The sequence below is a fragment of the Alistipes intestinihominis genome, assembly GCF_040095975.1.
Classification (GTDB): domain Bacteria; phylum Bacteroidota; class Bacteroidia; order Bacteroidales; family Rikenellaceae; genus Alistipes; species Alistipes senegalensis.
In genome coordinates this window covers 119,411-142,039 of record NZ_JBBMFL010000004.1, presented here as the reverse complement: position 1 = coordinate 142,039, position 22,629 = coordinate 119,411, and the positions used below count along the sequence as shown (strand labels likewise).

General features: G+C 52.9%; 32 protein-coding genes. 5 read left to right on the top strand and 27 right to left on the bottom strand.

The genetic code is table 11. The features are described 5' to 3' along the window. Positions 1-78 precede the first annotated feature (78 nt). Positions 79-582 (bottom strand): hypothetical protein, encoded by a 504-nt coding sequence (locus WMO46_RS05090; RefSeq protein ID WP_349093933.1) that lies wholly within the window; start codon positions 580-582, stop codon positions 79-81. A 352-nt stretch (positions 583-934) separates the two neighbouring features. On the opposite strand from WMO46_RS05090, the gene WMO46_RS05085 reads away from it, so the two are divergent. The 3 genes from WMO46_RS05085 to WMO46_RS05075 are packed head-to-tail and all read left to right on the top strand — an operon-like array spanning position 935 to position 4,016. Continuing rightward, on the top strand, positions 935-3,073 hold the full coding sequence (locus WMO46_RS05085) for a hypothetical protein (protein ID WP_207209358.1): 2,139 nt from the start codon (positions 935-937) through the stop codon (positions 3,071-3,073). A gap of 4 nt (positions 3,074-3,077) precedes the next feature. Then, positions 3,078-3,311 carry a hypothetical protein gene (locus tag WMO46_RS05080; RefSeq protein WP_129652132.1) on the top strand — a complete coding sequence of 78 codons (234 nt, stop codon included), beginning with the start codon at positions 3,078-3,080 and terminating at the stop codon, positions 3,309-3,311. 3 nt (positions 3,312-3,314) lie between these two features. Continuing rightward, positions 3,315-4,016, top strand: a complete 702-nt coding sequence (locus WMO46_RS05075) for a BspA family leucine-rich repeat surface protein (protein WP_129652131.1) — start codon at positions 3,315-3,317, stop codon at positions 4,014-4,016. A gap of 3 nt (positions 4,017-4,019) precedes the next feature. Here WMO46_RS05075 and WMO46_RS05070 read toward each other — a convergent pair whose 3' ends face one another. The 22 genes from WMO46_RS05070 to WMO46_RS04965 all read right to left on the bottom strand — a co-directional run bounded on the left by WMO46_RS05070 (position 4,020) and on the right by WMO46_RS04965 (position 16,840). Continuing rightward, entirely contained in the window at positions 4,020-4,508 is a 489-nt protein-coding gene (locus WMO46_RS05070; RefSeq protein WP_129652130.1) for an exodeoxyribonuclease X C-terminal domain-containing protein, read from the bottom strand. 13 nt (positions 4,509-4,521) lie between these two features. Further along, on the bottom strand, positions 4,522-5,562 hold the full coding sequence (locus tag WMO46_RS05065) for an alcohol dehydrogenase (protein WP_129652129.1): 1,041 nt from the start codon (positions 5,560-5,562) through the stop codon (positions 4,522-4,524). A 201-nt stretch (positions 5,563-5,763) separates the two neighbouring features. Further along, positions 5,764-6,051, bottom strand: a complete 288-nt coding sequence (locus WMO46_RS05060; protein ID WP_129652128.1) for a hypothetical protein — start codon at positions 6,049-6,051, stop codon at positions 5,764-5,766. A gap of 150 nt (positions 6,052-6,201) precedes the next feature. Further along, positions 6,202-6,399, bottom strand: coding sequence for a DUF4314 domain-containing protein (locus WMO46_RS05055; protein ID WP_129652127.1), 198 nt, complete (start codon positions 6,397-6,399; stop codon positions 6,202-6,204). Positions 6,400-6,474: 75 nt separating this feature from the next. Beyond that, entirely contained in the window at positions 6,475-6,693 is a 219-nt protein-coding gene (locus WMO46_RS05050; protein WP_129652126.1) for a hypothetical protein, read from the bottom strand. A 310-nt stretch (positions 6,694-7,003) separates the two neighbouring features. Continuing rightward, a complete protein-coding gene (locus WMO46_RS05045; protein ID WP_129652125.1) occupies positions 7,004-7,336 on the bottom strand; it encodes a hypothetical protein in 333 nt (110 codons plus the stop codon). A gap of 108 nt (positions 7,337-7,444) precedes the next feature. Continuing rightward, positions 7,445-7,660: a hypothetical protein gene (locus WMO46_RS05040; RefSeq protein WP_129652124.1), complete on the bottom strand. Its 216-nt coding sequence runs from the start codon at positions 7,658-7,660 to the stop codon at positions 7,445-7,447. A 53-nt stretch (positions 7,661-7,713) separates the two neighbouring features. Then, a complete protein-coding gene (locus tag WMO46_RS05035) occupies positions 7,714-8,136 on the bottom strand; it encodes a hypothetical protein (RefSeq protein ID WP_129652123.1) in 423 nt (140 codons plus the stop codon). A gap of 191 nt (positions 8,137-8,327) precedes the next feature. Further along, complete coding sequence (locus WMO46_RS05030) at positions 8,328-8,624, bottom strand: hypothetical protein (protein ID WP_129652122.1); 297 nt, start codon at positions 8,622-8,624, stop codon at positions 8,328-8,330. A gap of 101 nt (positions 8,625-8,725) precedes the next feature. Further along, complete coding sequence (locus WMO46_RS05025) at positions 8,726-9,502, bottom strand: adenine nucleotide alpha hydrolase family protein (protein WP_129652121.1); 777 nt, start codon at positions 9,500-9,502, stop codon at positions 8,726-8,728. Position 9,503: 1 nt separating this feature from the next. Beyond that, on the bottom strand, positions 9,504-10,463 hold the full coding sequence (locus tag WMO46_RS05020; RefSeq protein ID WP_129652120.1) for a DNA-methyltransferase: 960 nt from the start codon (positions 10,461-10,463) through the stop codon (positions 9,504-9,506). A gap of 14 nt (positions 10,464-10,477) precedes the next feature. Next, complete coding sequence (locus WMO46_RS05015; protein WP_129652315.1) at positions 10,478-11,494, bottom strand: DNA cytosine methyltransferase; 1,017 nt, start codon at positions 11,492-11,494, stop codon at positions 10,478-10,480. Next, positions 11,494-12,282: a DNA adenine methylase gene (locus WMO46_RS05010; protein WP_242493248.1), complete on the bottom strand. Its 789-nt coding sequence runs from the start codon at positions 12,280-12,282 to the stop codon at positions 11,494-11,496. Before WMO46_RS05010 ends, WMO46_RS05015 begins: the two co-directional genes overlap by 1 nt. Positions 12,283-12,292: 10 nt before the next feature. After that, positions 12,293-12,802, bottom strand: a complete 510-nt coding sequence (locus WMO46_RS05005; RefSeq protein ID WP_129652119.1) for a hypothetical protein — start codon at positions 12,800-12,802, stop codon at positions 12,293-12,295. Then, the gene (locus WMO46_RS05000) at positions 12,787-13,074 is read right to left on the bottom strand and encodes a hypothetical protein (RefSeq protein ID WP_276716159.1); all 288 of its coding nucleotides are present in this window, start codon (positions 13,072-13,074) and stop codon (positions 12,787-12,789) included. Before WMO46_RS05000 ends, WMO46_RS05005 begins: the two co-directional genes overlap by 16 nt. A gap of 35 nt (positions 13,075-13,109) precedes the next feature. Next, positions 13,110-13,469 (bottom strand): hypothetical protein, encoded by a 360-nt coding sequence (locus tag WMO46_RS04995; protein WP_129652117.1) that lies wholly within the window; start codon positions 13,467-13,469, stop codon positions 13,110-13,112. A 5-nt stretch (positions 13,470-13,474) separates the two neighbouring features. Further along, positions 13,475-13,915, bottom strand: coding sequence for a phage tail tube protein (locus WMO46_RS04990; RefSeq protein ID WP_129652116.1), 441 nt, complete (start codon positions 13,913-13,915; stop codon positions 13,475-13,477). 17 nt (positions 13,916-13,932) lie between these two features. Beyond that, positions 13,933-14,268, bottom strand: a complete 336-nt coding sequence (locus WMO46_RS04985; protein ID WP_129652115.1) for a hypothetical protein — start codon at positions 14,266-14,268, stop codon at positions 13,933-13,935. 17 nt (positions 14,269-14,285) lie between these two features. Next, a complete protein-coding gene (locus WMO46_RS04980) occupies positions 14,286-14,810 on the bottom strand; it encodes an HK97-gp10 family putative phage morphogenesis protein (RefSeq protein ID WP_129652114.1) in 525 nt (174 codons plus the stop codon). Then, the gene (locus WMO46_RS04975; RefSeq protein WP_129652113.1) at positions 14,791-15,108 is read right to left on the bottom strand and encodes a phage head closure protein; all 318 of its coding nucleotides are present in this window, start codon (positions 15,106-15,108) and stop codon (positions 14,791-14,793) included. The genes WMO46_RS04980 and WMO46_RS04975 overlap by 20 nt, the downstream gene beginning before the upstream one ends. Next, a complete protein-coding gene (locus WMO46_RS04970; protein WP_129652112.1) occupies positions 15,101-15,637 on the bottom strand; it encodes a head-tail connector protein in 537 nt (178 codons plus the stop codon). Before WMO46_RS04970 ends, WMO46_RS04975 begins: the two co-directional genes overlap by 8 nt. 3 nt (positions 15,638-15,640) lie before the next feature. Next, positions 15,641-16,840, bottom strand: a complete 1,200-nt coding sequence (locus tag WMO46_RS04965) for a phage major capsid protein (RefSeq protein ID WP_165357795.1) — start codon at positions 16,838-16,840, stop codon at positions 15,641-15,643. A 214-nt stretch (positions 16,841-17,054) separates the two neighbouring features. Here WMO46_RS04965 and WMO46_RS04960 point away from each other — a divergent pair, with 214 nt between their 5' ends. Further along, positions 17,055-17,717, top strand: coding sequence for an NERD domain-containing protein (locus WMO46_RS04960; RefSeq protein ID WP_165357794.1), 663 nt, complete (start codon positions 17,055-17,057; stop codon positions 17,715-17,717). A 90-nt stretch (positions 17,718-17,807) separates the two neighbouring features. Next, positions 17,808-18,134, top strand: a complete 327-nt coding sequence (locus WMO46_RS04955; RefSeq protein WP_129652110.1) for a hypothetical protein — start codon at positions 17,808-17,810, stop codon at positions 18,132-18,134. 204 nt (positions 18,135-18,338) lie between these two features. Here WMO46_RS04955 and WMO46_RS04950 read toward each other — a convergent pair whose 3' ends face one another. The 4 genes from WMO46_RS04950 to WMO46_RS04935 form a co-directional block, all read right to left on the bottom strand. After that, positions 18,339-18,983 carry an HK97 family phage prohead protease gene (locus tag WMO46_RS04950; protein ID WP_129652109.1) on the bottom strand — a complete coding sequence of 215 codons (645 nt, stop codon included), beginning with the start codon at positions 18,981-18,983 and terminating at the stop codon, positions 18,339-18,341. Beyond that, positions 18,970-20,124, bottom strand: coding sequence for a phage portal protein (locus WMO46_RS04945; RefSeq protein ID WP_129652108.1), 1,155 nt, complete (start codon positions 20,122-20,124; stop codon positions 18,970-18,972). Before WMO46_RS04945 ends, WMO46_RS04950 begins: the two co-directional genes overlap by 14 nt. A 129-nt stretch (positions 20,125-20,253) precedes the next feature. Next, complete coding sequence (locus WMO46_RS04940) at positions 20,254-22,272, bottom strand: ATP-binding protein (RefSeq protein ID WP_129652107.1); 2,019 nt, start codon at positions 22,270-22,272, stop codon at positions 20,254-20,256. 63 nt (positions 22,273-22,335) lie between these two features. After that, a complete protein-coding gene (locus WMO46_RS04935; RefSeq protein ID WP_129652106.1) occupies positions 22,336-22,623 on the bottom strand; it encodes a hypothetical protein in 288 nt (95 codons plus the stop codon). Between the last annotated feature and the right edge of the window lie 6 nt (positions 22,624-22,629).

Sequence of the window (22,629 nt, the reverse complement as noted above, 5' to 3'; positions counted from 1 at the left end):
AAGAAAATTATATTTAGTAATACAAATATACCAAATTAATTGATATGATTATATGATTGTTACAAAAAATAATGACTATCACTTCCGAATGCAATCCAGCACTTTGAGTTCATCGTATCGCTGCTGGAGTTTCCGACGGATCATCTCGTTCAGGACTTCGAGATGGTCGCCGACAAGGACGGCGTCCGCTTCGGTCAAGCCGTATCGTCGTATCGATTCCGGAGTCAAACGGAGCGGAGCGTTGCGGCGCAATCCCATCTCGCAATGGTGATAAAGGAACGATTCGTAAATACGTTCGATATATTCAGCGGTCAATTCTTCCACGGTTTCGATATGCACTTCGTGGAAGATGACGATGAGCGGATCGTCGGGCGCAACCGCATCGCCCCTGCCGAAAAACTCCCGCAACGACAAATATTCGCCGTCTGCATTTTTTATCGAAAATGACAGGACAGATGCGTGTTCCCACAGCGCATAAATATGGTGATGCGAGCGTTCCGACGCCACCAGAAACGACCGCAATATTCGTGCGGTCAACGGTCGCACGACACGGCGATCCGGTATTCGATTCGTTGCTTTCATAATCATCGAAATGGCAGATAGGATCGCGTCTGTCCGCCGGGCAAAAAGAACGTGGGCCTACTGCCGCTTATACTGGAGAGGTACTGGTATACCCACAAAGGATAAGCACATATAGCCCACGCCGTAAAGCAGGGATATGACCATATCCCGAACCTTACGACGAGAGCCGTTCGATGCGAGAATACGGTGTGCTCAACCCTTTGTTAAAAATTACCAGTTTTCTCCAGAGTCAAGTCGGATAATATGTCGCACTCCGGCTGTGCGGAATGCAACTACAAAGATAAGGCATTCTTCGGAATTAGGGACTTTGTATCCCGAAAAAGGTTCGGCGAAGCGTTATTTTCACGTCGTTATGGACGAAGTTCGCATCAAAGACCTCGCGAGCGCTTCGGGACAGTTGGCGGAGTTCGACGCATTCGAATTCATCGTCGACGTCCCGACTGCCGCCGCATCGATGAAGGTTTCCGGCAAGGAGATCAAAGGCGTGATGGCTCCGAAGAAGCATACGCACGCCGTTGCCGACATCACGGGACTGTCCGGCGAACTCGACAAGAAGTTGGACAAGAAAGGCGGTACGATCTCGGGCGACTTGTCGGTTATGGGCGATACGTACCTGCGACGGCTTCATTTGGAGGAGTTCTTGGAGGTTCCCGAATACCGCTACAACCGCATCGAAACGGTCGTCGGCGATCGGTGGTCCGCTCCGGGCGGCGGCATCGTCGAGATCGTCTCGCCGGAAAACCGGACGTTGGTCGTCAAGTTGGAGGAGGGCGAAATAAGCACCTTGCGCGAGAACGACCTCTGTATGGGCATCTTCCTGAACTCGGCAATGGACGCGTCGAGCGGCAATACCGTCGATTCGGACGACTCGTTCGGCAACCGCGCCTATGCAGGTTTCACGACCTGCTACTTCCGGCTTACCGAGTGCCTCGACCGCGACACTTACGCCGAATGGCGGTACGAATTGCGCGAGGGTTACCCCTACCATCCGCAGGCGGCGATGCAGTTCGTTGCATTCGGCAATACGACCGACAAGGAGCGCCGGACCTCCCGCTACGAAACCCGCACCTACCTGCGCTTCCTCACGGGTATGGACGACTGGACGATCCGCACGGAAAATATCGCTGCTCAGTTCGGCGACCTTTCGAATCTCAAGGCGCACGGTCTGGATATGACCGGTTATTCGGCCTATCTGAAGAACATCTACCTCACGGGCTTCCTCTCGGACAAGTCGGGCGACTCGTGGTTCGACTCCGCTACGGGCGATATGCAGCTTTTCAACCGTTCGACGGGTTATGGCGTAAGTTTCCGCAACGGCATCCTGCGCTTCGGTCGCATCGACCCCGCGAAACCCGATGTCGGAACGGATTTCGACGTGTTGATGCAGACGATCTCCTCGACATTGGAGACTCTTGGTCGTATCAACTCGGACAAGTATGTTTCACCCGTGGAGAAGTCGTTTTTGAAAGAGCGCTTGCAAGATATCCGAACCGAGTACGAACAACTCCGCGCCAATGCCCTGCGGCTGCTCTCCGTGTTTCGTTATCGCAGCGCGAACGGCAAAGTACTTATGGTACACGGCAAGCGGCGCGTCGTCCGGTTGCTCGCCGACGAATGGACGCCCTACGAAGATGCCTATCAGCGGGCCGTCGCCGCCATCGGGAAATACACGCAGCCGAAACCGGAGTTCATTCCGATCGGGGATGATTTCGCCGATATAGAGGCTTACTACACGGCCCGGCGGACGATCGGGGCACTCTTGGACGAGGCGGCGAAAAGCGACGACAGCGATCTGGAGTATCTGCGCGAGAACTTTCAGGATAACTCGACGGAGATCGATGCCGGAAGCGGCGTGGTGCTGTCCGGGTTCGTCGGCGTAAAGGACGATACGGACAAGAAGGTCGTGGCGGGTATGGCAGGCTGCGCATTGAAAGGCGCTCCGACGTCGAAGCACGGCAAGTTGATGTTCTTCGCCGGTGCGGACGGTATCGAGAACGCTGCGACGGCTGCCACACGCATCTACGAAGACGGACACGTCGAAATGGCGAGCGGCATCTTCAGCGGATATTCGAAGGTGCAATTCAAATACTTCACGGACGAAGGTACGGACTACAACGCCTCCACCCGCAAATATACGCTAAACCGCAACTTCAACCTGATCGCCAACGGCGCAGATTTCGGCAGTTTCATCGTCTGGCTGAACCTGCCCGTATCGTCCGAGTATATCGGCAGCGTAGTGAACCTCTACGACTGTCCGATCCGCACGCGTTCTTCGCCGAACATCGTGCTTGCGGCGGACGACACGCAGTCGGGTATCGTGACGACACTGAAGAAAGATGCCTACGGAATGGGCTATCTGCCGGTTCCTCGTATCGAAACTTACGGAGGACTGCTGCAACTGTTAGCTGTGCCGTCGCCCTATTCCTCCGCCAAATGCATGTGGCACGTAACTTATCAGATGATGTTCGAATTCAAGATTTACGAAGAATAGAATTATGGCAATAGAACAAACAGGGTCGATTATAGGACGACCTGCAACCGGATCGGATACCGATACGATTACGCTCTCTCAACTCCCGAAGGTGACGACTTTGGCCGCCACCGACCTTATCGAAATCGACCGCAACGGTACGGGTGCTGCCGTGACTTTTGCAACGTTGGTCGATGCGATGACCGCTTCGCTCGGGCTGACCGGTATCGAGGAGGCACTGAACCATATTATCGGATAGCGTATGGCAGACTTTACTTCACTCGTTTTGCGGCTCGATGCGCTGCGGCAGCACCTTGCCGAGACGCTCCGCGACAAAGGCGTGGCGACAACCGACGAAGAGACGTTGGCATCGCTCGTCGATAAAGTCGCATTGGTGGACAGCACCAGCGGAATGAATCAGATCCGCAACGGCTACCAGCTCTTTCGGGGCAATACGACGATGTCGGTATTTCCGGAGTTCGACACGGCGTCGTTCGATTCGATGTATCAGATGTGCTACGGCTGTACGGCGCTGGAGCGCGTGCCGACGCTCGACACCTCGAACGTCGCGAATATGATGTATGCCTTTTACGGCTGTACGAACTTGCAGGAGATCGGCGGGCTGGACACTTCGCGCATTACCTCCGCCTCGGAGATGTTCCACGGTTGCAAGAGCCTGCGCAAAATCGGAGGAAGACTCGACTTCAGCAAGGTAACATCGAAAATCGACACGACGTTCGTCTCCTGCTCCGCACTCGAAACGGTAATCATCGACGGACCCGTCGATGTAGACATCGCCGTAAACGGCTGCCCGAAACTCACGGTAGAGAGTTTGGTATTCCTGTTGAATGCGCTATCCGATACAGGTAATGGCAAGACCTGCAATATCGGAGCGAAGAACCTCGCTAAACTGAATGCTATCCAAAAAGCGATCGCGACAGACAAAGGGTGGACGTTGACGTAAATGCTATTGCTCGAAACTTTCCCAGTCTACACAGAAACCGCTTACATTGGTCTCTGCCCACCGAAGATATTGTTCATCTTCAGCCTTGACCTCTGCCAGCGTTTTCCCTTTATGTTTGCCGAATCGCATCGTGTCGGAAGGTCCTAATTTGTCATTGGGCTTATGCTCCAATGCCTGTTCGATGTCGATATCCGGTGTGGCAGTCGGTTCGCCTATTACATTTACGAGAACCCATCCGCCACACCCGCAACAAGGAATCGGACGAGGTTCCGCATCGCTTTTCTTGCACCAATACGCATTTTCTCGTTGTCCGTTGCGTAGGTAATATCCCCAAGCATGACCGTATTCGCCTTTCGGGGCGATCTTCGTTACGACGACCGATTGGTTCCGATACCAGTCGGAAACTCGCCCATCGGGAAATCGTCTTACTTCGAACGGCAATGCCCGACCTATTCGATAGTATATCTTGAAAATGTTATCATGCGGATACATAATACAGCCTTTTTTATTCGGTACAATCGATCGCCACCTTGATCGCTCCGTCGCGGCGGTTTTCGAAGAGGTCGTATGCCTCAGCGATGCGTCCGAGCGGATAGCGGTGCGTGATGAGGGGCGTGGTGTCGATCTCGCCCGCCTCGATCAGGCGGAGTATCTCGGCGCAGTCGCAGCCGTCCACGCCGCCCGTCTTGAAGGTGAGGTTCTTGCCGTACATGTCAGGCAGCGGCAGCATCTGCGGCCGGTCGTAGAGCGCAACAATGACAACCGTCGCGTTGGGGCGGGCGCACTCCCACGCCATGCGGAACGTATCCTCGGCTCCGGCCACCTCCAGCACGACGTCGGCGCCGCCGCGATCGCTGTTTGCAAGGACTGCCTCGCGACACGCCTCCGGTGTAACCGTCAGCACCTCGGGATAGTGCTCCCGCACGAATCGCCGTCGTTCGGGCGATTTTTCGCAGACGATGATTCGCTTCGGGCGCTTCAATCTTGCGCAAAGCAGCGTGCAGATACCCGTCGGTCCGGCACCGATAATCAAGACCGTGTCGTCGGGCACAATCTCCGAAATCTTCGCCGCCCAATAACCTGTAGCCAGAATATCGCCGACGAACAATGCCTGCTCGTCGCTTACCGTATCGGGAATGCGGTTCAACCCTTGATCGGCATGCAGCACGCGAACATACTCCGCCTGCCCGCCGTCGATGCGGCAGCCCAGCGCCCAACCTCCGTCGGGATCGGTGCAGTTGTTCACGTAGCCACGCTTGCAGAAGAAGCATTCGCCGCAGAAGGTCTCGACGTTGACCGTCACGCGGTCGCCGGCCTTTACGCTGCGCACCTCCGACCCGACCGCCTCGACGATGCCGACCATCTCGTGGCCGACGATGATGCCCTCGACGGCGCGCGGCACGCTGCCGTGTTTGATATGCAGGTCGCTGGTGCAGATGCTTGCGAGCGTCACGCGCACGATGGCGTCGCGAGGATCCTGCAAGGCGGGGTTCGGCTTGTCGAGCAGCCCGAACCGCCCGTGTTCGATATAGGTATAGGCTTTCATCGTATTCTGTTTTCGTTACAAATTTAATCATTATTTACATACAAAATAAAATACCGGAGCCGCACATGATGCGGCTCCGGCTGCAATAAACAACTGATGGAGCACGATAGATTTCCTATCGAAAGAGACGTGTGCAACCCTGCTCCGGGGTTAGGACGGATGCTCCCCCGTTCGAGCTGCGGGGAGCATCCGTGCGTCGGTCTATTCCTCTTCGCCTTCGAACCACTCGCGGAAGTAGTCGTAGAAGCGTTCTTTGGTCCTATCCGCCATGCGATCGAAGTTCGTCAGGACGAACTCGCGACCTTCGGTATTCCACTCGGCCGGGGTCTCGATAGCCCGGAAATTTACCGGTTCGACGATTACGCCTTCGTACTCTTCCAACAATTCGCGAGCCTTGCGAGCCATATCGCGCACCTCGTCCGTCGCCTGCGCCCAATTCGTGGCATTCTTCGGGAATCTCTCTAAAAACCGTTCGATGTTCGTTCTCATAATTCGCTCTTTTTTAGTTGTTTATCGTACTGCAAACATAACATCGTTATTCGGAACACGCAAATTATTCGGCGACTATTATCGTATTTATTTTCAATAGATTAGATATTACAAAAAGATGGCGGAACCGAGCATTATCGTTGCCGGCGATTATTCCGCTTTCTCGATAATTACGAACCGATCGACTTCGGGAATGACTGCCAAGCCTCCCCATGTGCCGTGCAGTTGTCCGAGCGAGTCGATGAACTCGATCGTACCCTCCTTGCCGTCGTAACGGCTGTCCTCGTCGCGAAGATGGATAATGCGAATCTTGTCGCCTACCGTTGCATTTGCATTTATCGTTTTCATCACTTTATGTGTTTTCCGGTTTCGGGTTTTACCCCGCCGAGGAATATTTCTCGGCGGGGTCCGTCTCTCGTTTCGTCAATCGGTCGTCTCTTCCGATTCCCAACGCTCAGCGAGCAATGTAAGGATCCGGTTGTTGATGTCGTGATTTGCATTCGATAATTCGCCGTAGCGGTTACCGGCACGTCTGTTCTCGTCGGCAAGGCGTTGCATCTCCTTGCGGTTCTTCTCGAATTCGACCTCCAACCGGTCGAGTTCGGCGTCGATCTCCGTTCTTTTTCGATTCGCTGTATTCATAATCGAGTCGTTTAATAGATTGTGGTTCAATTGTTTATTGCACTGCAAACATAACATCATTATTCGGAGCGCGCAAGTTTGTCGGCAACTTAATTCAAAGAATATCAACTATTTATCAAGTATTTTCCATATGGTAAATATACATGCTGCCGAAGATTCGTTGCAGAAACAATGTCCCGCCTTTGAACGAAAACCGGAGCCGTACATCGTGTACGGCTCCGGTCGCAATAAACAACTGAATGGACGAAACGAGGGAAAGCCTCCCGTCGGAGGCTCGGAGCATTCGCTCCTTACGATCGGAAGTCGGTTACTAATCGACCGCCAGGTATTCCCACTTGCCGTCCCGATAGAGATATTTGCAACATATATCCTCCTCGATTTCTCGTTCGTAGGCGGCAACCGATTTATAAATCCGAGGCTCGGTATCGTACCGTTCATTCGATTTCTCGAACCGGCACTCTTCGAGACGCGCCTCCACATCGATTATGTTGCCTTGTTCGACCAGTGCCATTGCCGATTCCAATGTATTGTAGTGCGCTGACAACGCTTCGCCCAACGTATCGGGATGTCCGTCCCGCCATATATGAATGCTTTTGATTTTTCCGTCGGGAAGTCTTACTCCGATTCTTGCTCTTGTACTCATAATACACTCTATATTAGTTGTTTATTGCACTGCAAAGATGGCATCATAATTCGGAACACGCAAGTCTTTCTGCAATTATTATTGCATTTATTTTCAATATCTTACACGTTATAGAAGTGCGTCGCACACCTGTCGCAAAGCCTCGCGTTCATCGCCATCGAGCGAGCAGACGAAATCGTCGTTGCTGTAATAGTTGCCGTCCTCGTCCTGCTCGTCGAAGCAACGCTCATCGGCGGTCATAAGCACGGCAGCAAGGGCGCGATATTGAGTTGCAGTAATATCCGCAATCGTGTAAGTTCCGGTTTTCGTTCGGTGGAGTTTCATCGTCGTATCGTTTTATGCGCACCCTGCCTTTCGGCAAGGTGCGCGGTTATCGGTTACTCGATAGGAAAGACTTCCTGCCATCCGACTCTCGATACGCAACCGGACCGGTCCGCCCGTCGGATGATATAGGGAATACTGCTGCGGTCCTTTACATTGTCCATGAACTCGTAAACCACGCAGTCGCCTTGCAACCGGAAGCGCTGCCCCGCCGAAAGTTTATCGATCCGAATAGCCGGCTTCAGATATTCGGATAGGCGTCCCGTGTTGCAGATCTTCTTCCAGCGGATCTCATTCGACTGTGGGTTCATCTCGACCTCGACGATCAGTTCGTCCCCGTAGTCGTCTTCGGTGGTAAGCCACACCTTAACTGGTCCGTTCGCCGGAGCGAGGCTTTTAACCGTTACAGCCGAAAATACGTAATCGCTCTGCTGTCGCATATAGTTCGACGCGATCTGTTTTGCTTGTGCACTTGTCATGTTCGGGTGTTTTAATCGTTTATTATTCAGTTGTTTATTGTACTGCAAACATAACATCGTCATTCGGAACACGCAAGTTATCCGACAACTATTATCATATTTATTTTCAGTTATTTACGCTTGTGGCGAAAGGTCGAAACAGGCTCCGTACGGAGCCTGTTTTTCCATCTGCTTCCATCGAGGTTCAAGAGTTATTCGTCTGCCGATTCGAGAATGCGCTCGATCATTTTCTTATACGAATCATAGAAATGTCCGTTGTAAAAGAACTGTTCCGAATACCTGCCGCCATTGGTATGCCAGCGCCGGACGCTCGGATATTCTACACCGTCGATAATGGCAACGGCCTCGTGGTAATAGGTTTCGACCGGCAGCCATCCCCACTGCTTATCCCATCGTTTGCTTTTTTGGCAACTAACCAATTTATCGATTACCCGATACTCGAATTCCACCTTGCGACGCTCGCCTTTCACGATGACTGTCTTTTTCATAATTCGCTCTATTTTAGTTGTTTATCGTATGACAAACATAACATCGTTATTCGGAACACGCAAGTTATCAGGCGACTATTATCGTATTTATTTTCAGTTATTTAGAATAGCACAGGAGCGTACTCGAAGAGATTCATCCGCTGTTCGACCTCCTCGAAAGTCTGCCCGTATTTGAAACCTTCGGAAGACTTATTTTCGACCTTCGAGAGCAGTTGCAATTCGCGCCACAATTCAGGATGGCGGCGGCGCAACTCGGCGAAGACCGGAATGCGGCAGTTGGGGCAAAACCAGCAACCGCCCCGATGCGAGGTTCGGTAAAGAGGCGACAGCAGACCGTATTCTTCGCACTTGCGGCGGGCGTCCGCCTCGGTGTACCCGTACTTGGCGAGCAGACTCGTTTTACGGATATACCCTTTGTCCTGCATTCGTGCGAGGCGTCTCGGTTCGTCGGCCGCGATGCCGACGTACTGCACGACGCCCTGTTTGCGGAAACGACCGTAATAATGATGTATGGGCCGGATTTTGAGGTCGCGGTTGGCGCAACACTTGCCGCCGATGAGCCAGCCGCGCAGCATACCCTTATGCGTACCGCTCCCTATGACCGTATGGAATAACGTAAGATAGTCTTTCTCCGAACGGACGACATCGACCCGTACGCCCAAGGCGGCAAGACGCGGAATCGCCGTTGAGTAGATCCACTCGATGTGTTCGGGCATCTCACCGCTGATATTGCGCCGGTGGTCGAACATCACCTCCGAGAAGACGGCGGCATCGAGCGGCTCGCCATGTTCGAGGGCAAGGAGGATCGTAGCGATCGAATCCTTGCTGAATGAACACGAAGCGATATAGGCGTGATTGTCGTAAGTATGCGAAGACATATCAAAGGGAGAGGGTTTGCTGTTCGAGTCTCTTCTTGCAAATTGCGACATACTCCGGATTGGGTTCGAAGCCGATGTAATGGCGTCCTAATCGTCGGGCGACGACTGCCGTCGTTCCGCTGCCCATAAAGGGATCGAGTATGAGTCCCCCTTCGGGACATCCGGCTTCGATCGGCGTCTCGACCAATCGCGAAGGATACATGGCATAGTGCGCCTCGTGGCTCGGTTCATAAGGGATACGCCACACGCACCGCATATTGCGACCGCGAGGATTTATCTCGAGGCGTCCGTGAGGTTTTCCGCTGATGCAGCGATACTTTCCGCTTTTGCCGTTGAGCGTTACCGGATTTTTATAGCGATCGAAAGATGAGGCGGCATACGGCTCGAACTGCTGCTCGAAATAGTATCGCTGCGACTTGGTAAAGAAGAACATCTTCTCGAAGTCCACCGTGAAACGATCCCGCACGGAGGCAGGCATGCAGGCGGGCTTGTACCAAATGATCTCGTTGCGCAGCACCCAGCCGCGCAGGATCATTTCGTCGGCGAACTTGTTCGGAATATTGCACAGCGACTTGGAGGGAATACGGTGACGCGCCGTATCGACCTTGATATCTAAAAGGCAATCGCTGTTCTTCGAATTCTCGCTCCACTTGGGATCTTGTCGGCGGTTGTATTTGTAGGGTTTGCTGTACGAATCGCCCAAGTTCACCCACAGCGTGCCGGAGGGTTTCAGTACGCGGCGGCACTCGTCGAAGATCATGCACAGATGCGCGATGAACTCCTCGCGCGTAGGTTCCAACCCCAACTGTCCCGACCAACCGTCCGGCCACTCGATCGAGCCGATGCCGTAGTCGCGCATCTGCCAGTACGGAGGCGAAGTGACGATGCAGTCCACCGACTCGTCGGGAAGCAAACGTAGACCTGAGATGGCGTCGGTATTATAGATTGTGTTCAGTTGCATATCGAGTTAAGGCATTATTCGGCAATACGGCTTTCATATCGGTAAATCGTCATCAGAATCCGGTATGCCACCTGCGGGACGATGGCATTGCCGTAACATTTGATCGCTTCGGTGCACCATCGAACTACATGGCTGCGGCGTCTGCTCTGTCGATCGTCGAGTCCCGCAAAAACGGCAGCAGGATCCAACCGTTCGGAAATCCCATCATCTCCTCGACGAACAGGGGGTTGAGTCGGGAAGTCGTCCCAATCCGGTATGCTTCCGTGCCGTCGAGCGGTCGAGTATATCCGTTCGCTTCGGGTTCCGGAAGCAGATGCAACAGAGACATCCTGCTCAAGCCCAAGCTCCAATTCGCACCCCGTTCGTCGATCTTCCGCCATATTCCGGTCGACGTCGCGACATACCGATCCTTGCTGCTTATCACAGAACCGATAGTCGCATCGCTGACTGTCGGCGTCGGCAGTAAATTCAACGGCAGCGGCTCCATCCGTCCGTTTCGACATATCTTCAGTCCTTGTGTTTGAACCGTCGGCAATACGAGCGACGAACCATGTTCGGTATCGCCGGTGCGGCGCATCGACACCGCAAGCTGGAAGTACGTACGGCTGGACGCTGTAACCTTCAGCTTCCAAATCAGCGCACACCTGCTCGAATACCAATCCTTGCGACCAACTAACGATTCCGAGAACATTTTCGCCCACGACCCAGCGGGGACGGATTTCCCGAACAGCTCGCAGCATCTGCGGCCAGAGATAACGATCGTCCTCTGTACCTCGTCGTTTGCCTGCCGAGCTGAACGGCTGGCAGGGGAAGCCTCCCGAGAGAACGTCGATACGGTTTCGCCAAACAGAGAAATCTGTCGTGCAGATATCGGTGTATTGTTTTGCATGAGGGAAATGGTATTCGAGAACACGGCGGCAAAACGGATCCGTGTCGCAATTGAACTTGTTTTCGAAGCCCGCCCATTCGGCCGCAAGGTCGAAGCCTCCGATGCCGCTGAAGAGCGAGGCGTGTGTCGGACGACGATTCATTATTGCCGGTAGTTCGTCGTAATCCACTCCTCCTGCCGGCGGCGGGAGACTTTCGAGGCGGTGATGGTGCGGTCGAGCCGATGGATCGTCCAGCCGTACCGGTCGGCGAGGCGTTCGATCTTCTCGTGCGGGAACATCGTGAGCATGAACTTCCCTTCGACCGCCGCGAGCGTGTCGAGCAACCTCGAAAAATCCTCCTCGTCGAACGTACCGTTGTAGTGTCCGCAGTCGCTGCCGACATAAGGAGGATCGACGAAGTGGAACGCCTCGGGGCAGTCATAGCGGCGGATGACATCGATGCCGTCCTCGCACTCGACCGTAACGCGGCCGAGGCGGCTGCACAACTCCTCCGTGAAGGCCTCTTTCGCATTGCGGAGTTTCAGCGTCGTCGTGCCGCTGCGGTCATAGCCGAACGTTCCGTCGATCATCGAGGCGAAGCCCAACTTCGTACAGACCCACACCGCCCAAGCCCGCTCGACGGGTGTGAAGAACGACGGATGCTCGTTGATATGCCGTGCGTGCGCGTGTATCTCGCGGCTGTGGAGCGTCGCATCGATCATCGCCTTAAGTGCCGCATACTGCGTCTGCGCCACGCGGTAGAAGTTCACCAATTCGGTGTTCGTGTCGTTGATGACCTCGCATTGCGCGGGCGGCTTGGCGAACAGCACGGCGCAGCCGCCGCAGAAGGCTTCCGTGTAGAGCGTATGTTCGGGAATCAGCGGCAGGATATGCTTCAGAAGCATCTGCTTGCCGCCATAGTATGAAATCGGAGTTTTCAGTCTGGCCATAAGGGTTCGGTTATCGGAGTTTGAGGAATAAGAGCAGAAGAAGCGTCAGTGCGACAAGTGCCGTCGCCCACTTGAGCCATGCGATACCGGAGGATGGCTGCTCGTCAGTCTGCTCCTGTACGTCGTTGCGGGCTGCCGTGTTGATGCGGCTATGCGAAATGCTGTCGGTAAGGATCGTTCGGTCGTTCTGCATCGATACCTCGGTATAGGCGATGCGCTTGACCGGCTGCCGGGAAACACTCGCCACCGGAATCTTCGGAGGCGGAAGAACGGCGCGGAGCGTGTCGGTCGGATTCGGGAGCCGGTCGTTGCTCGGTTCCGGATATTCTGCCGGCGGATAAAACTCCACGACAGTCCGGCGGAGCGTTCCGATCTGCCGCTTGAACTCCTGCCGGAACAGCATCGTAAGGGTCGAGTCGATGATAGCGAGCGTCTCGTGCCGCTCGGATCGCGTGCTTCGGAGCGAAGAGCAGCCGGCAGCGGCGATCGTCAGGATAATCAGGGTTATTTTCGGATACATCGTTTCATTTCTTCGATTCGTTCCATGCGTTCCTGCATGGTCGGTTCTTGTTTGGAGGGAGCCGTCGGCCCCTCCCATGGCAGCGGGAACATCTCGGTCATCGGGCGGCGGTCTTTGCGGTCGAGCTGGATGCAGGTAGCAACCCATACCGCCCACCGTTCGCGTTCCCATGCCTGCCGCTGCCTATCGCCTTCGCGTTTCGCCCAGCCGAGCCACGCGTAGATGAACTCTGCGGGCGTCAGACGTTCGAAGGCTTCGGGTGCCAGTCCCATCTGCCCGACGGCGATGGCGAACCACCGCTCGTAGGTTACCGCTTGCGGCTCCCCGTCGTCGGGCGTTTCCCGTTTTTTGAGAGGTCGCCCAACTTATCCGTCAGCGGCGCGATGCTCTCGACGAAGAGTTCCGAGACGGCAAGAATGAGGGACGGCTCCTCGTCGAAGATGTCCCACACCTCGTCTTCGGTGTAGCGGCGGTCGCTGCCGGCACGTCGTGCACCCTCGTTGAGTCCCGTAGCGGTCAGCGCGACGATGCTGTCCAACGATCCGAGGGCGTCGTTCGAAGCGACCGTCTGCCCGAACTCCGCACCGCGCTGCCTGACGAACTCGTCGATGGCGCGCAGTCCGAAGTGGATCGGGTGCGGCGTGCCTTGAATGATGATCTCTTTCATAGCGGTCAGGATTCAGGTTTGTCTACCGGCGTCAGGTTGCCGCTGCCGGTAAGCGAATAACTGTAAGAGGCATTGTCGCCCGCAGGCGTCGAGAGCGAGAAGGTCGTGATGTAGGCTTTGCCTGTGTACATCTTCGCGAGTCCCGTGAGCGGCGACTTGACGACCACCTCGACGAGTTTTTTCCGAAGTACCAGGTCGAGGACCTCCTCGGCGGTATGGCTGTTCTCGATCGAATCGTCGATGACCACCAGCCCGTCGCCGTCCACCGACCACGATACATCGCCCGGCCATTTCTCCTTGCCGTCGGTATCCTTCGTGCGCAGCTCCTTCATCTCCAAGTCCACTTTCAGCGTGTGCGTCGTGGCGTGGAGCGTCGTCTTATCGTCCACCAAGAGAATGATGTCCTCGCCTTGGACGACCTGTTTGTTTCCGTAAGTTTCAGGCATAAGTTATCGTTTTGTCGTTATATGATTCTGAATGACATCATCGCGCCGTGCAGATCATAGTCCGCGTAGTATTCCGTCGCCGAGGAGACGAAACGGCTGCGTTTGTCATCGAACTCCGCACCCTCTAAGGCGGCGATCACGCGATGCTTGAGGCGTTCCGCACCGGAGACCCTGCTGTCGTAGACCGCGACCTCGAACATCGTCCGGTAGCCGGCGATGCCGTGCAGCGTCCTTACGGGCGTCTCCTCCGGAACGGAAAATGCGGCGAAAGGCGCAGGCGTCCGGGCATCGACCGCACCGGCTTGGATCCTATCCGCCAATTCGGGAATCTCATGCTCCAAAAGTGCGATCAACTGTTTCTTGAAATCCGTCATTTCGATACCGGTGCGAAGTTTTTATTCACGAACTTCTCGACTGCCGCAGCCAACTCGTCGCCGAAGATCGCCGCCGTGCGCTCGGAGTTTTCCGTATAAGCCTGCTCCAGATAAGGCGTCGGTCGGATGCCCCTGACGCTGCGGACGAAGACCTTTTTGCCCTGCGCATCGTCGAAGACCAACAACTTGCCCTTTTTCGAGGTACGCGGGTCGGCAGTCCCCTCGTGGATGAACTTGCCGTAATATTCGTTCACGGCGCCTTTCTTCTTCGTGCGTTCGAAGACCGGCTTCACGGCGATGGCCACCTCCGACTTCGAAGCGTTGCGATCCTTGTAGCGAACCGTGCGCAGCTGCTTCTTCAGTTTGCCCGTGCGAACGGGGACTTTGCTCCGTGCCGATTGCAACATCGGTTTGGCCAAGGCGCGCAGAGCCGCAAGCAGCATCCGCTTCTGCATCGTGTTCGGCAGTTCGTCCAAAATCCGCTTGGCTTCGGCATAACCGTCAACCTCGATCGTCAGCATCGCTCTTCCGGCATTTGAGGTGCAGGCGCCAGCGGCGCCCCTCCTCGTGGATCGAAATTATTTTCCGCAAGAACCCCTCGTCGCGAACGACCATATCGGGGCGCAGGTCGGGTTGCCAACGGATCGTATAGACCGTTTCGTTCTCGTGGACGATGCGTCCAGCGTAGAGGTTCTCCCGACCGCCGTTCTCGGTACGCTGGGCGTAGCAGACAGCGACGCGCCGGAGCGATTCCGTGAGGTCGTTGTACTCGTCCCGCTCCTCGGTGTATTCGAGGATCTCGATTCGCGTGTCAAACATCGCCGTAAGGGGTTACCCGCCACGGAAGCAGGAGTTTCTCGGCCGTAAGCGACAGCTCCGAGACGGAGCGGCCGACCAGATTGTCCGATTCGTTGTCGTAGAGCGTACCCAAGATCAGCAGAACAGCTGCCTTGATTGCCGGAGGTATATTAACACGATCGTAGCCGACGACGGCCGTAACCGTTGCGGTCTGTCCGCCGTACTGCGGTTCGGCAATCAGCATCGGGTCGTAGTCGTCCTCCAAAAGCGTGTAGTCGGATTCGGGAACGATGGTTCGAGAAACGGAGAGCCGCTCGATGCGCGTCGTAGGGACGGGCAGGCGAACGATGGGAGCGTCGGCGGGAATCGATACGTCGAACCGTACCCTCTTCTCCCGAATGATCCGTCCGGTCATATCCTCCGCCACAGCAACGGCCATGTCGAGTTTCGCAGCGATCAAAGTATCGTCATGGGCGGCGCTGCCTACCCGCAGGTGCTGCTTGGCGAGTTCCAGCGCGATCGGCGGCTCCCGCATCTCGATTACCGTCATTCCTTACGCCGATTTATGCACCAACTTGTGAACGGGGTGCGTACCGGCGTCCAGCAGGATGCCATCCGTGCGGGCGAAGCCGAACAGCCCGATCGAAAGGTACTCGGCGAGCAGCTCGTTCAGGCGGATCACGCGGAACGATCGGACCATACGGATCTTGAACTTCGAGAAGTCGCCGAACAGCACCGAAGTCTTGCCCGCTGCGGCATCGTCGAGGTCGTCGTTCAGGATATACGCCTTGCCGAACAAGGTCGGCGGCGTACCGTCCTTCGCACCCTCCTGCCAGATGTAGCGTCCCGTCGTATCCTTGATCTTGACGAGCGAGTAGAGCGTATTGCGGTTGAACATGAACCGCCCGTGTCGGGCATAGGAGGAATCCACGCCCTTGATAAGCTCGATCAGTGCGTCGAGCGAAATCCCGTTGCCCGAAGGGCTGACGGCACAGGCGTGCGCCCACTCGACGATGCCCTTGGGTTTGCCCTTGCCGTCGCCGCGCGTGAGGTCGTAGTTGATACCCCGCCCGAACGACTCGGCCAGCAGACCCGAGAGCAGCGATTCGAGGTCGAATGCAGAGTCCTGCAACAGCTCCAACGACACGGGGACGATGGGCGTGCGGTAGGTGTAGGCTTTGAGCGTTTCGGAGCCGAACGACGGTGCGGACTTGGTCGACTGCTGATACTCGGCAACGACCGTAGCCTTCGCATCGGTATCGTTTACCGTCGGCATAATCAGATCACCGCCCTTGCTCGTGGTGAGAATGGAACCCGCCTCGAACATCCCCCCGTAGGCTTTCAGCGCGACCTCGATGCTGTCGGCAAGCGACGAAGGGACGATCACGCCGCCCGACAAACCCGTGATGCCGGCGCGCTGCTCGAACATTGTCCGGTGTTCGGGCGAAATATCCGCAGCACCGCGCAGCAGGTAGTCGCGGAAAGCGGTGCGGTACTCCTCGGCACGACGTTCGTCGGGCTGCTCGCCGGAGGTCTGTCGGGCATACTGCTGCTCGGCCTGCCGGCGCTCGATATCGACGTAGCGCTCCTCGGCTTCGACGGCGCGGTCGGCCTGCTCGTACTCCGCAAGCAGCGTGTTCCACCGCTCCTGCTCCTCGGAGGTCATCTCGCGACCGTCGGTCGCGGTACGCAACTCGTCGATCTTTGCGAACACGGCAGCGCGACTCTCTTTAAGGGTTTTCAGTTTGCTCATAAATCTCGTTATTGATTCGTTCGGGAGCAAACTTAATCCACGCATCAGCCGTAATAGGGAAACTTTGTCGCAGTTGACTGACCGAGAGATTCGATAAAACGATTAATTTTGTAACGGCATTCAAATCAGATCTATGTCAGGAATATTTATCGGGATAATAGTAATCGCTCTTACGATTACGCTTCGAGTTTTTCGACCGAAGATAAAAGGTCGTATGGGCGAACGGATCGTATCGGCAAGGCTCAATACATTTTTGTCCGACGACTATTGTATTCTCGACGACGTGATCCTGAAAACAGCCCGAGGAACGACGCAGATAGATCACATCGTGGTGTCCAAGTACGGAATATTCGTCATCGAAACGAAGAACTACAAAGGCTGGATATTCGGGCACGAAAACAGCGAAAAGTGGACGCAGAATCTTTACGGTTACAAATATGCGCTTGCCAATCCCGTAAGGCAGAATCAGACGCATATCCGTGCTGTACGGCAAACTCTGTCGGCCGGCGGCCGATATCCGATTATTTCGATCGTCGCCTTTTCGAGAAAAGCCTCTCTGAACGTAACCGTTGAAAGTGCACACGTAATCTATTGGAGAGATTTGGCCCCGACGATCAAGCAGTATCGGACGGAAGTTATCGACGATGAGCAAGTACAGCGCATTGCGGCCACCCTGCAACAGGCGAATGTTACGACTGCTGGTCGTAACCGTGAACATGTAAAACGGGTTCGGCAGACGGTAGTTAACTATGAGCATGCGCTCGCCTCCGGTCTTTGTCCGCGATGCGGCGGCCGGCTGGTCGAGAGAAAAGGGGCATACGGCCGATTTTACGGATGCTCCAATTATCCGAAATGTAAGTTCACGCACCGTTGCTGAAGTGTAATTTTTTCATTTCGGAACATAATTTGTCGATAATAATTAGGAATAATACAGCGTTCTGAAATAAGAAAGTATTATTTTTGCAGTATGAATATTCGGGAGCATATCGCTGATAAATTGATTGACTCAGGCGGGTTCTGGTCGTATGACAAGACATCCGTTCGGGAAAATATGTCCGACGATCAACTGATAGAAGCCGCTCTCGAAAAACTCGATTTAGACGATATCGATTTATTGTTCCGGCTTTTCTCGGCAAAGAAAATCAAAGATGTCTGGCTCCGGACGATGGTCGTACAGGGCGATTACTATTATTCGCTCAATCGTTTTTTCGCTTGGTATTATTTCGGCATCCGCTATCCGGATCGGTACTTGAAAGCGATGATGACGCGCCACCTTTCAAAATTGACCGCATGAGAGGTATAGCCGAACATACCGAAGCGATTATCGAACGAGTATCCCGACTCGAGTGCATCGAAGGGTGGACGCTCGTCGGAGGTACGGCATTGGCTATTCAACTCGAACCCCGGATAATAATTTCAGCGGTCGAAATCGAAGAATACATCAAAGGGTTATTGAAACAAAATTAAAAGGATACAATGAAAATTGCATCCTTTTTTGTTACTGTTTGATTCGTAAACTCTCGACCAGTCGCTTCCTTGCCCGGCTTTCAGCGACAGCACGATCATTTCGTTCCGGCTGCGGTGCATGTTCGCGCAGATACTCTGCTTTCCGCTCTTCGAGATGCCGCACCGAGGCTTCGGTTTCGGGATAGGCGGGAAATACCACGAGCGACACATCCACCACACGCGAAAACCGGATTATTGTCCGCTCATCCATCGCGAGACCGTTCTGCTCGTCGGCATACTGCCACTCGTCCTGCTCGACGCCGAAACGGAACGAACATTTCGAGACGTCGCCCCGGCGTACCAGTTCCAGCATATCGCTCCCCGAAGTCGTATTCGGAGCCTCGAACGCGAAGCGCAGACCTACGTCGTCCACTTCCAGTCGCAGTGTCCCGCTCGTCGTGCGGGCGAGGATCGAATCGGTGTTGTGGTTGAAACACATGATGACGTCCGACAGGTCGCACCCATCGAACGCGCCCCGCGCGATCTTCTCCCGGAACCACCCCATAATAGGGTCGCTCCAACTCTCGAACTTCGCGGCATAGCCGACGATCGTCCGGCTGACGATTCCCTCCTCGCGGCTTTCGATATGCAGATCGCCGACAAGGCTCCGGATCTCTATTTCATTATTCAGTTCCATTCGTTTCAGGTTTTACGGCAGTCGTTACCGGCTGCATGTTCATTTGTACGAAGTATTCATCGCCGCCATCGTAGGAGTTCATATCTTCGAGGGAGCGGATTTCGTTGGCAGACATCGCGCCGACGATATTCATATTCTTGTAGTATTCCGAGCGGGTCTTAGCATCGCCGCGTAGCAACCCGTTCAGACCGAAGAGGAAGTAATACTCCCCGAACTCGTCCTCGCGTAGCAGTTTGCGGTTGAACTCCTCCTCGATGCGGACGAGGTACGGCATCAGGCAATACTGCACGAACTCCATACCCTGATGCTCGATGTTGTTGTTCGTGGCACGTTCCAAGTCGGCGATCATATGCGGCGGAATGCCGTAGATGGTAGCGATCTCGGTCTTTTGGAACTTGCGCGTAGCGATGAACTGCGCATCTTCAGGAGGAATGGAGATGCGTTCGTAGGTCATACCGCCCTCCAACAGCAGCGGGACGTGGGCATTATGCAAACCGACCGATTGGGCGATGAGGTCTTTCTTGAGCCGCTGGTAGGCTTCGGGCTTGAGCGTCGAGGGATATTTGAAGACGCCCGACATATTGCCGCCCTGATCGAAGAACCGTTTGCCGTAGAGTTGCGCCGAGACGGAGAGTGCGAGGTTGTCGCGATGGACGGCGATCGGACTTTTACCCTTGTAGCCATTGGTCGATAGCCCGCGCAGGTGGATGACGTCTTCGTTCGGGAGCAGTTCGCCCGTGTCCGATCGGTAGAAGAGTTCGTCGTTGTCGGTAAGGAGCGGCTCGATACGGGCAGGATGGATGAACTTCAGCCGAACAGGGCGGTAGCGTTTGTCCCGAAAGATGCGGGCATAGCCGTTGCCCCACAGAGCGCACGATACCATCAGGTGGTGCATCAGGTCGAAACGTGTGGAATAGGAGTTGGGAACCTGCACGAGTCGGTGGCAGAGATGGTCGTACTGTCGCTCCCGGCCACGCACAGTACGGCGATAGAGATGCAACGGGAGCGTTCCGACTGTTTCGGAGAGGATTCGCACGCAAGCCCAAACCGCTGTAAGGTTCAGTGCACCCTCCTCGGTGATATACGGCTGGTGCGTGGCATCGGCGACCGAATCGGCAGTAATGACTTTATTTACCGCCATCTCGAACTCGGCCGATGAAATGTCGCGCCGCTCGCCCCTATGCAAAAATGGGAACCACTTCACTATCGCTTGCCTTTATTCGGGACAAACATAGCGAAGCGGTTCGAGATATGGATAAGACAATGTCCGTTAATCGATATTTAATTTCCTAAAAAATATCTTATTTCTTAGATCCGCATTTGACTGTAACCGTTTATAACTTAAAATCTCAAAGTAGATATTAAATCCCGCATGAAAGCCATAATACCCTTCTTGATCTGGACTGGGTGTTAATTGATGATTTTTAGCAAATTGTTTTATTTTATCACAAGGATCGCAAACAATATAACCATAAACAGGTGTACAATCATTCACTTTTACTTTCTCAACACCTTCAGGAGTTTCATATTTTCCTGCACGAATCTCATCAACATAGTTACCTACTTGTATAATTGGATCTTCATCTGCCGTGTAAGCAGTTCGTTTGGGTCTCTTAAATTCAAAAACTGTTAATGGATTGCTAAATTCATTATCTCCATTGCGAAATGATCGTTTTTTGTCAAAAATAACAATATCCGGTTCTGTCGGAGCAGCTTTTGCAGATATTTTTTTGTCAGATGCAATGTACTCAGAAAAAACGAGACGTTCATCCAATAACCATAAATTATGTTCAGTATAGTCAGTCGTATTAGAGTCTCCTCCCATAGGAAATATCAAATTATGCAATTCTTTCTCTAATTCCGCTTTCCCATCATCTCGTCGTTTCAAAAGTTGTTGTAATAACTTTAATACAATACGGCGATTACACACATAATGAGCAAGATCATTTTTACCGGCTTCTGTTACTTTTGAAATCAATCCACGTAAATCAGTATCAAAAGAAGATTCTTCTGATTGCTCTTCATTCAATATACTTTTTAATTCAATACGAGCTTCTTGCTCTTTTTTAAACTTAACTTTCTGAAAAGCTAATTCTATTTGCTCCTCTGTAGCATGATATGGAATTTTATCAAGCGGCAAGTCTTCCATATATGATCTGTGCCATGGAGCTGAAGACGTGATATATTCTGTAATTCGAGAAACTTTTTTTCCTTCCCGGACTTTTACCTCATTATTGAAAAGTTCGCGGACCTTATCAGCAGCACCTTTCTCAATATCAGTTTGAGAATATGGATATAAATCACTATACTTATCTTTCTCGAAATTAAAAGTTTCCCGTTCAATAGAAACATTATCATTAAGATATGAACCTACTACATAAACTTTAACAATATAATTTCTCCTGATGGTTTCTTTCCCTCGTTGTTCTTCTTCAAAAAAATCATCTTCAAATTCGGGAATATAATTTTGTAAAGTAGTTTCTGTTACTTCTCTACTATGCCCTGTTAAACAAATTTTACTCTTTTGATTTTGAGCATAAAATACCTTGAATATTTTTGCAATAAAATGACTTGACTCCAATGATAGTGGAGAACTGATTTCATATGGTTTGGTGTCCAATAATTTTATATCGCTATCATCTTGATTAATATAATGATTCAAAATGATAGGAGCACCAATATCCGAAGCATCTACCACCCTAATAATTGGGCAAGGAGTCGAATCGTCAATAAAGAATATTAAAAGTCGTTCTAATAGCTTTCGAGCAATAGTTTCCAGCCCTTTGTCAATGTATTTATTATCAATGATATTATTCAGATATATATGGGTTTCTGTATCTGACTTCTCAGAATGAACATCCGTTTCATTAACGACAATATCAAATTGTTTTCCAAATTGGAATTGACGTAATCTGAATTCTCCTTCTTCCGTTTTGTATATACTACTAACCGATGTATCCCCAAAGTATTTTAAGAACATAAACCGCCCGAATCCCTTTCCTCCTCGAGCGATCTTCATATCACTATAAAAAGTGTCAAATGAATCTCTGTTTTTTTGAGTAAATCCAACCCCATTATCAATAACTTCTATACTTTGCACAGCTGGTAAGTTACCATCTCCAAAAGAGAATTCTGCTTCTCGTTTGATGAGGATAGTTATTTCTCCATCTTTGCGACCTGATTCATAAATTGAATCAATCGCATTGACTACAGCCTCGATAATAGGTGTATAAACATTCGTTTTACTTCTAATGCCTTTAACAATTCCAATTATGTTCAGCCTACTCATAATTATTCGAGTCTTTATATTTGTCATTACAAATATAGCAAATTTAAAATTACTCGATATTAATTAGAAGCTTTTTCTCATCCTATTCAACACCCTCCTGAATGAACTGAATTCGGAGTATCTGCGCTTACCGGTGATGGTGATGTAGAAATCCTCCAATCGTTCGTAAGCCTCCAACTGCGTCGGATAAAGGTCACGCATACGGAGGTAGAGTTCCGCGAAGCCCTCGAACGAGAGGAAATGTCGCACTTCGGGTTCGAGCGGATTCATCGCCGACAGTTCCGCCTCGACTTTCTCGCGCTCGGCGGCGATGACCGGCGAATGATAACGCTTGTATTGCTTTCGGTTCATTTTTCT

Bases quoted from the DNA above. Each gene is read 5' to 3' on its own strand.
- WMO46_RS04950 (WP_129652109.1), bottom strand. From the start codon at position 18,983: ATGGAACTGAATAATGAAATAGAGATCCGGAGCCTTGTCGGCGATCTG.
- WMO46_RS04965 (WP_165357795.1), bottom strand. From the start codon at position 16,840: ATGAGCAAACTGAAAACCCTTAAAGAGAGTCGCGCTGCCGTGTTCGCA.
- WMO46_RS05055 (WP_129652127.1), bottom strand. From the start codon at position 6,399: ATGAAAACGATAAATGCAAATGCAACGGTAGGCGACAAGATTCGCATT.
- WMO46_RS05030 (WP_129652122.1), bottom strand. From the start codon at position 8,624: ATGAAAAAGACAGTCATCGTGAAAGGCGAGCGTCGCAAGGTGGAATTC.
- WMO46_RS04960 (WP_165357794.1), top strand. From the start codon at position 17,055: ATGGGCGAACGGATCGTATCGGCAAGGCTCAATACATTTTTGTCCGAC.
- WMO46_RS05035 (WP_129652123.1), bottom strand. From the start codon at position 8,136: ATGACAAGTGCACAAGCAAAACAGATCGCGTCGAACTATATGCGACAG.
- WMO46_RS04990 (WP_129652116.1), bottom strand. From the start codon at position 13,915: ATGCCTGAAACTTACGGAAACAAACAGGTCGTCCAAGGCGAGGACATC.
- WMO46_RS04970 (WP_129652112.1), bottom strand. From the start codon at position 15,637: ATGACGGTAATCGAGATGCGGGAGCCGCCGATCGCGCTGGAACTCGCC.
- WMO46_RS05020 (WP_129652120.1), bottom strand. From the start codon at position 10,463: ATGCAACTGAACACAATCTATAATACCGACGCCATCTCAGGTCTACGT.
- WMO46_RS04995 (WP_129652117.1), bottom strand. From the start codon at position 13,469: ATGAAAGAGATCATCATTCAAGGCACGCCGCACCCGATCCACTTCGGA.
- WMO46_RS05085 (WP_207209358.1), top strand. From the start codon at position 935: ATGGACGAAGTTCGCATCAAAGACCTCGCGAGCGCTTCGGGACAGTTG.
- WMO46_RS05015 (WP_129652315.1), bottom strand. From the start codon at position 11,494: ATGAATCGTCGTCCGACACACGCCTCGCTCTTCAGCGGCATCGGAGGC.
- WMO46_RS05080 (WP_129652132.1), top strand. From the start codon at position 3,078: ATGGCAATAGAACAAACAGGGTCGATTATAGGACGACCTGCAACCGGA.
- WMO46_RS04935 (WP_129652106.1), bottom strand. From the start codon at position 22,623: ATGAACCGAAAGCAATACAAGCGTTATCATTCGCCGGTCATCGCCGCC.
- WMO46_RS05010 (WP_242493248.1), bottom strand. From the start codon at position 12,282: ATGGCCAGACTGAAAACTCCGATTTCATACTATGGCGGCAAGCAGATG.
- WMO46_RS05005 (WP_129652119.1), bottom strand. From the start codon at position 12,802: ATGTATCCGAAAATAACCCTGATTATCCTGACGATCGCCGCTGCCGGC.
- WMO46_RS04945 (WP_129652108.1), bottom strand. From the start codon at position 20,124: ATGGCGGTAAATAAAGTCATTACTGCCGATTCGGTCGCCGATGCCACG.
- WMO46_RS05025 (WP_129652121.1), bottom strand. From the start codon at position 9,502: ATGTCTTCGCATACTTACGACAATCACGCCTATATCGCTTCGTGTTCA.
- WMO46_RS05040 (WP_129652124.1), bottom strand. From the start codon at position 7,660: ATGAAACTCCACCGAACGAAAACCGGAACTTACACGATTGCGGATATT.
- WMO46_RS05050 (WP_129652126.1), bottom strand. From the start codon at position 6,693: ATGAATACAGCGAATCGAAAAAGAACGGAGATCGACGCCGAACTCGAC.
- WMO46_RS05090 (WP_349093933.1), bottom strand. From the start codon at position 582: ATGAAAGCAACGAATCGAATACCGGATCGCCGTGTCGTGCGACCGTTG.
- WMO46_RS04980 (WP_129652114.1), bottom strand. From the start codon at position 14,810: ATGCTGACGATCGAGGTTGACGGTTATGCCGAAGCCAAGCGGATTTTG.
- WMO46_RS05060 (WP_129652128.1), bottom strand. From the start codon at position 6,051: ATGAGAACGAACATCGAACGGTTTTTAGAGAGATTCCCGAAGAATGCC.
- WMO46_RS05075 (WP_129652131.1), top strand. From the start codon at position 3,315: ATGGCAGACTTTACTTCACTCGTTTTGCGGCTCGATGCGCTGCGGCAG.
- WMO46_RS05065 (WP_129652129.1), bottom strand. From the start codon at position 5,562: ATGAAAGCCTATACCTATATCGAACACGGGCGGTTCGGGCTGCTCGAC.
- WMO46_RS04975 (WP_129652113.1), bottom strand. From the start codon at position 15,108: ATGTTTGACACGCGAATCGAGATCCTCGAATACACCGAGGAGCGGGAC.
- WMO46_RS04940 (WP_129652107.1), bottom strand. From the start codon at position 22,272: ATGAGTAGGCTGAACATAATTGGAATTGTTAAAGGCATTAGAAGTAAA.
- WMO46_RS05000 (WP_276716159.1), bottom strand. From the start codon at position 13,074: ATGGGACTGGCACCCGAAGCCTTCGAACGTCTGACGCCCGCAGAGTTC.
- WMO46_RS04955 (WP_129652110.1), top strand. From the start codon at position 17,808: ATGAATATTCGGGAGCATATCGCTGATAAATTGATTGACTCAGGCGGG.
- WMO46_RS05070 (WP_129652130.1), bottom strand. From the start codon at position 4,508: ATGTATCCGCATGATAACATTTTCAAGATATACTATCGAATAGGTCGG.
- WMO46_RS05045 (WP_129652125.1), bottom strand. From the start codon at position 7,336: ATGAGTACAAGAGCAAGAATCGGAGTAAGACTTCCCGACGGAAAAATC.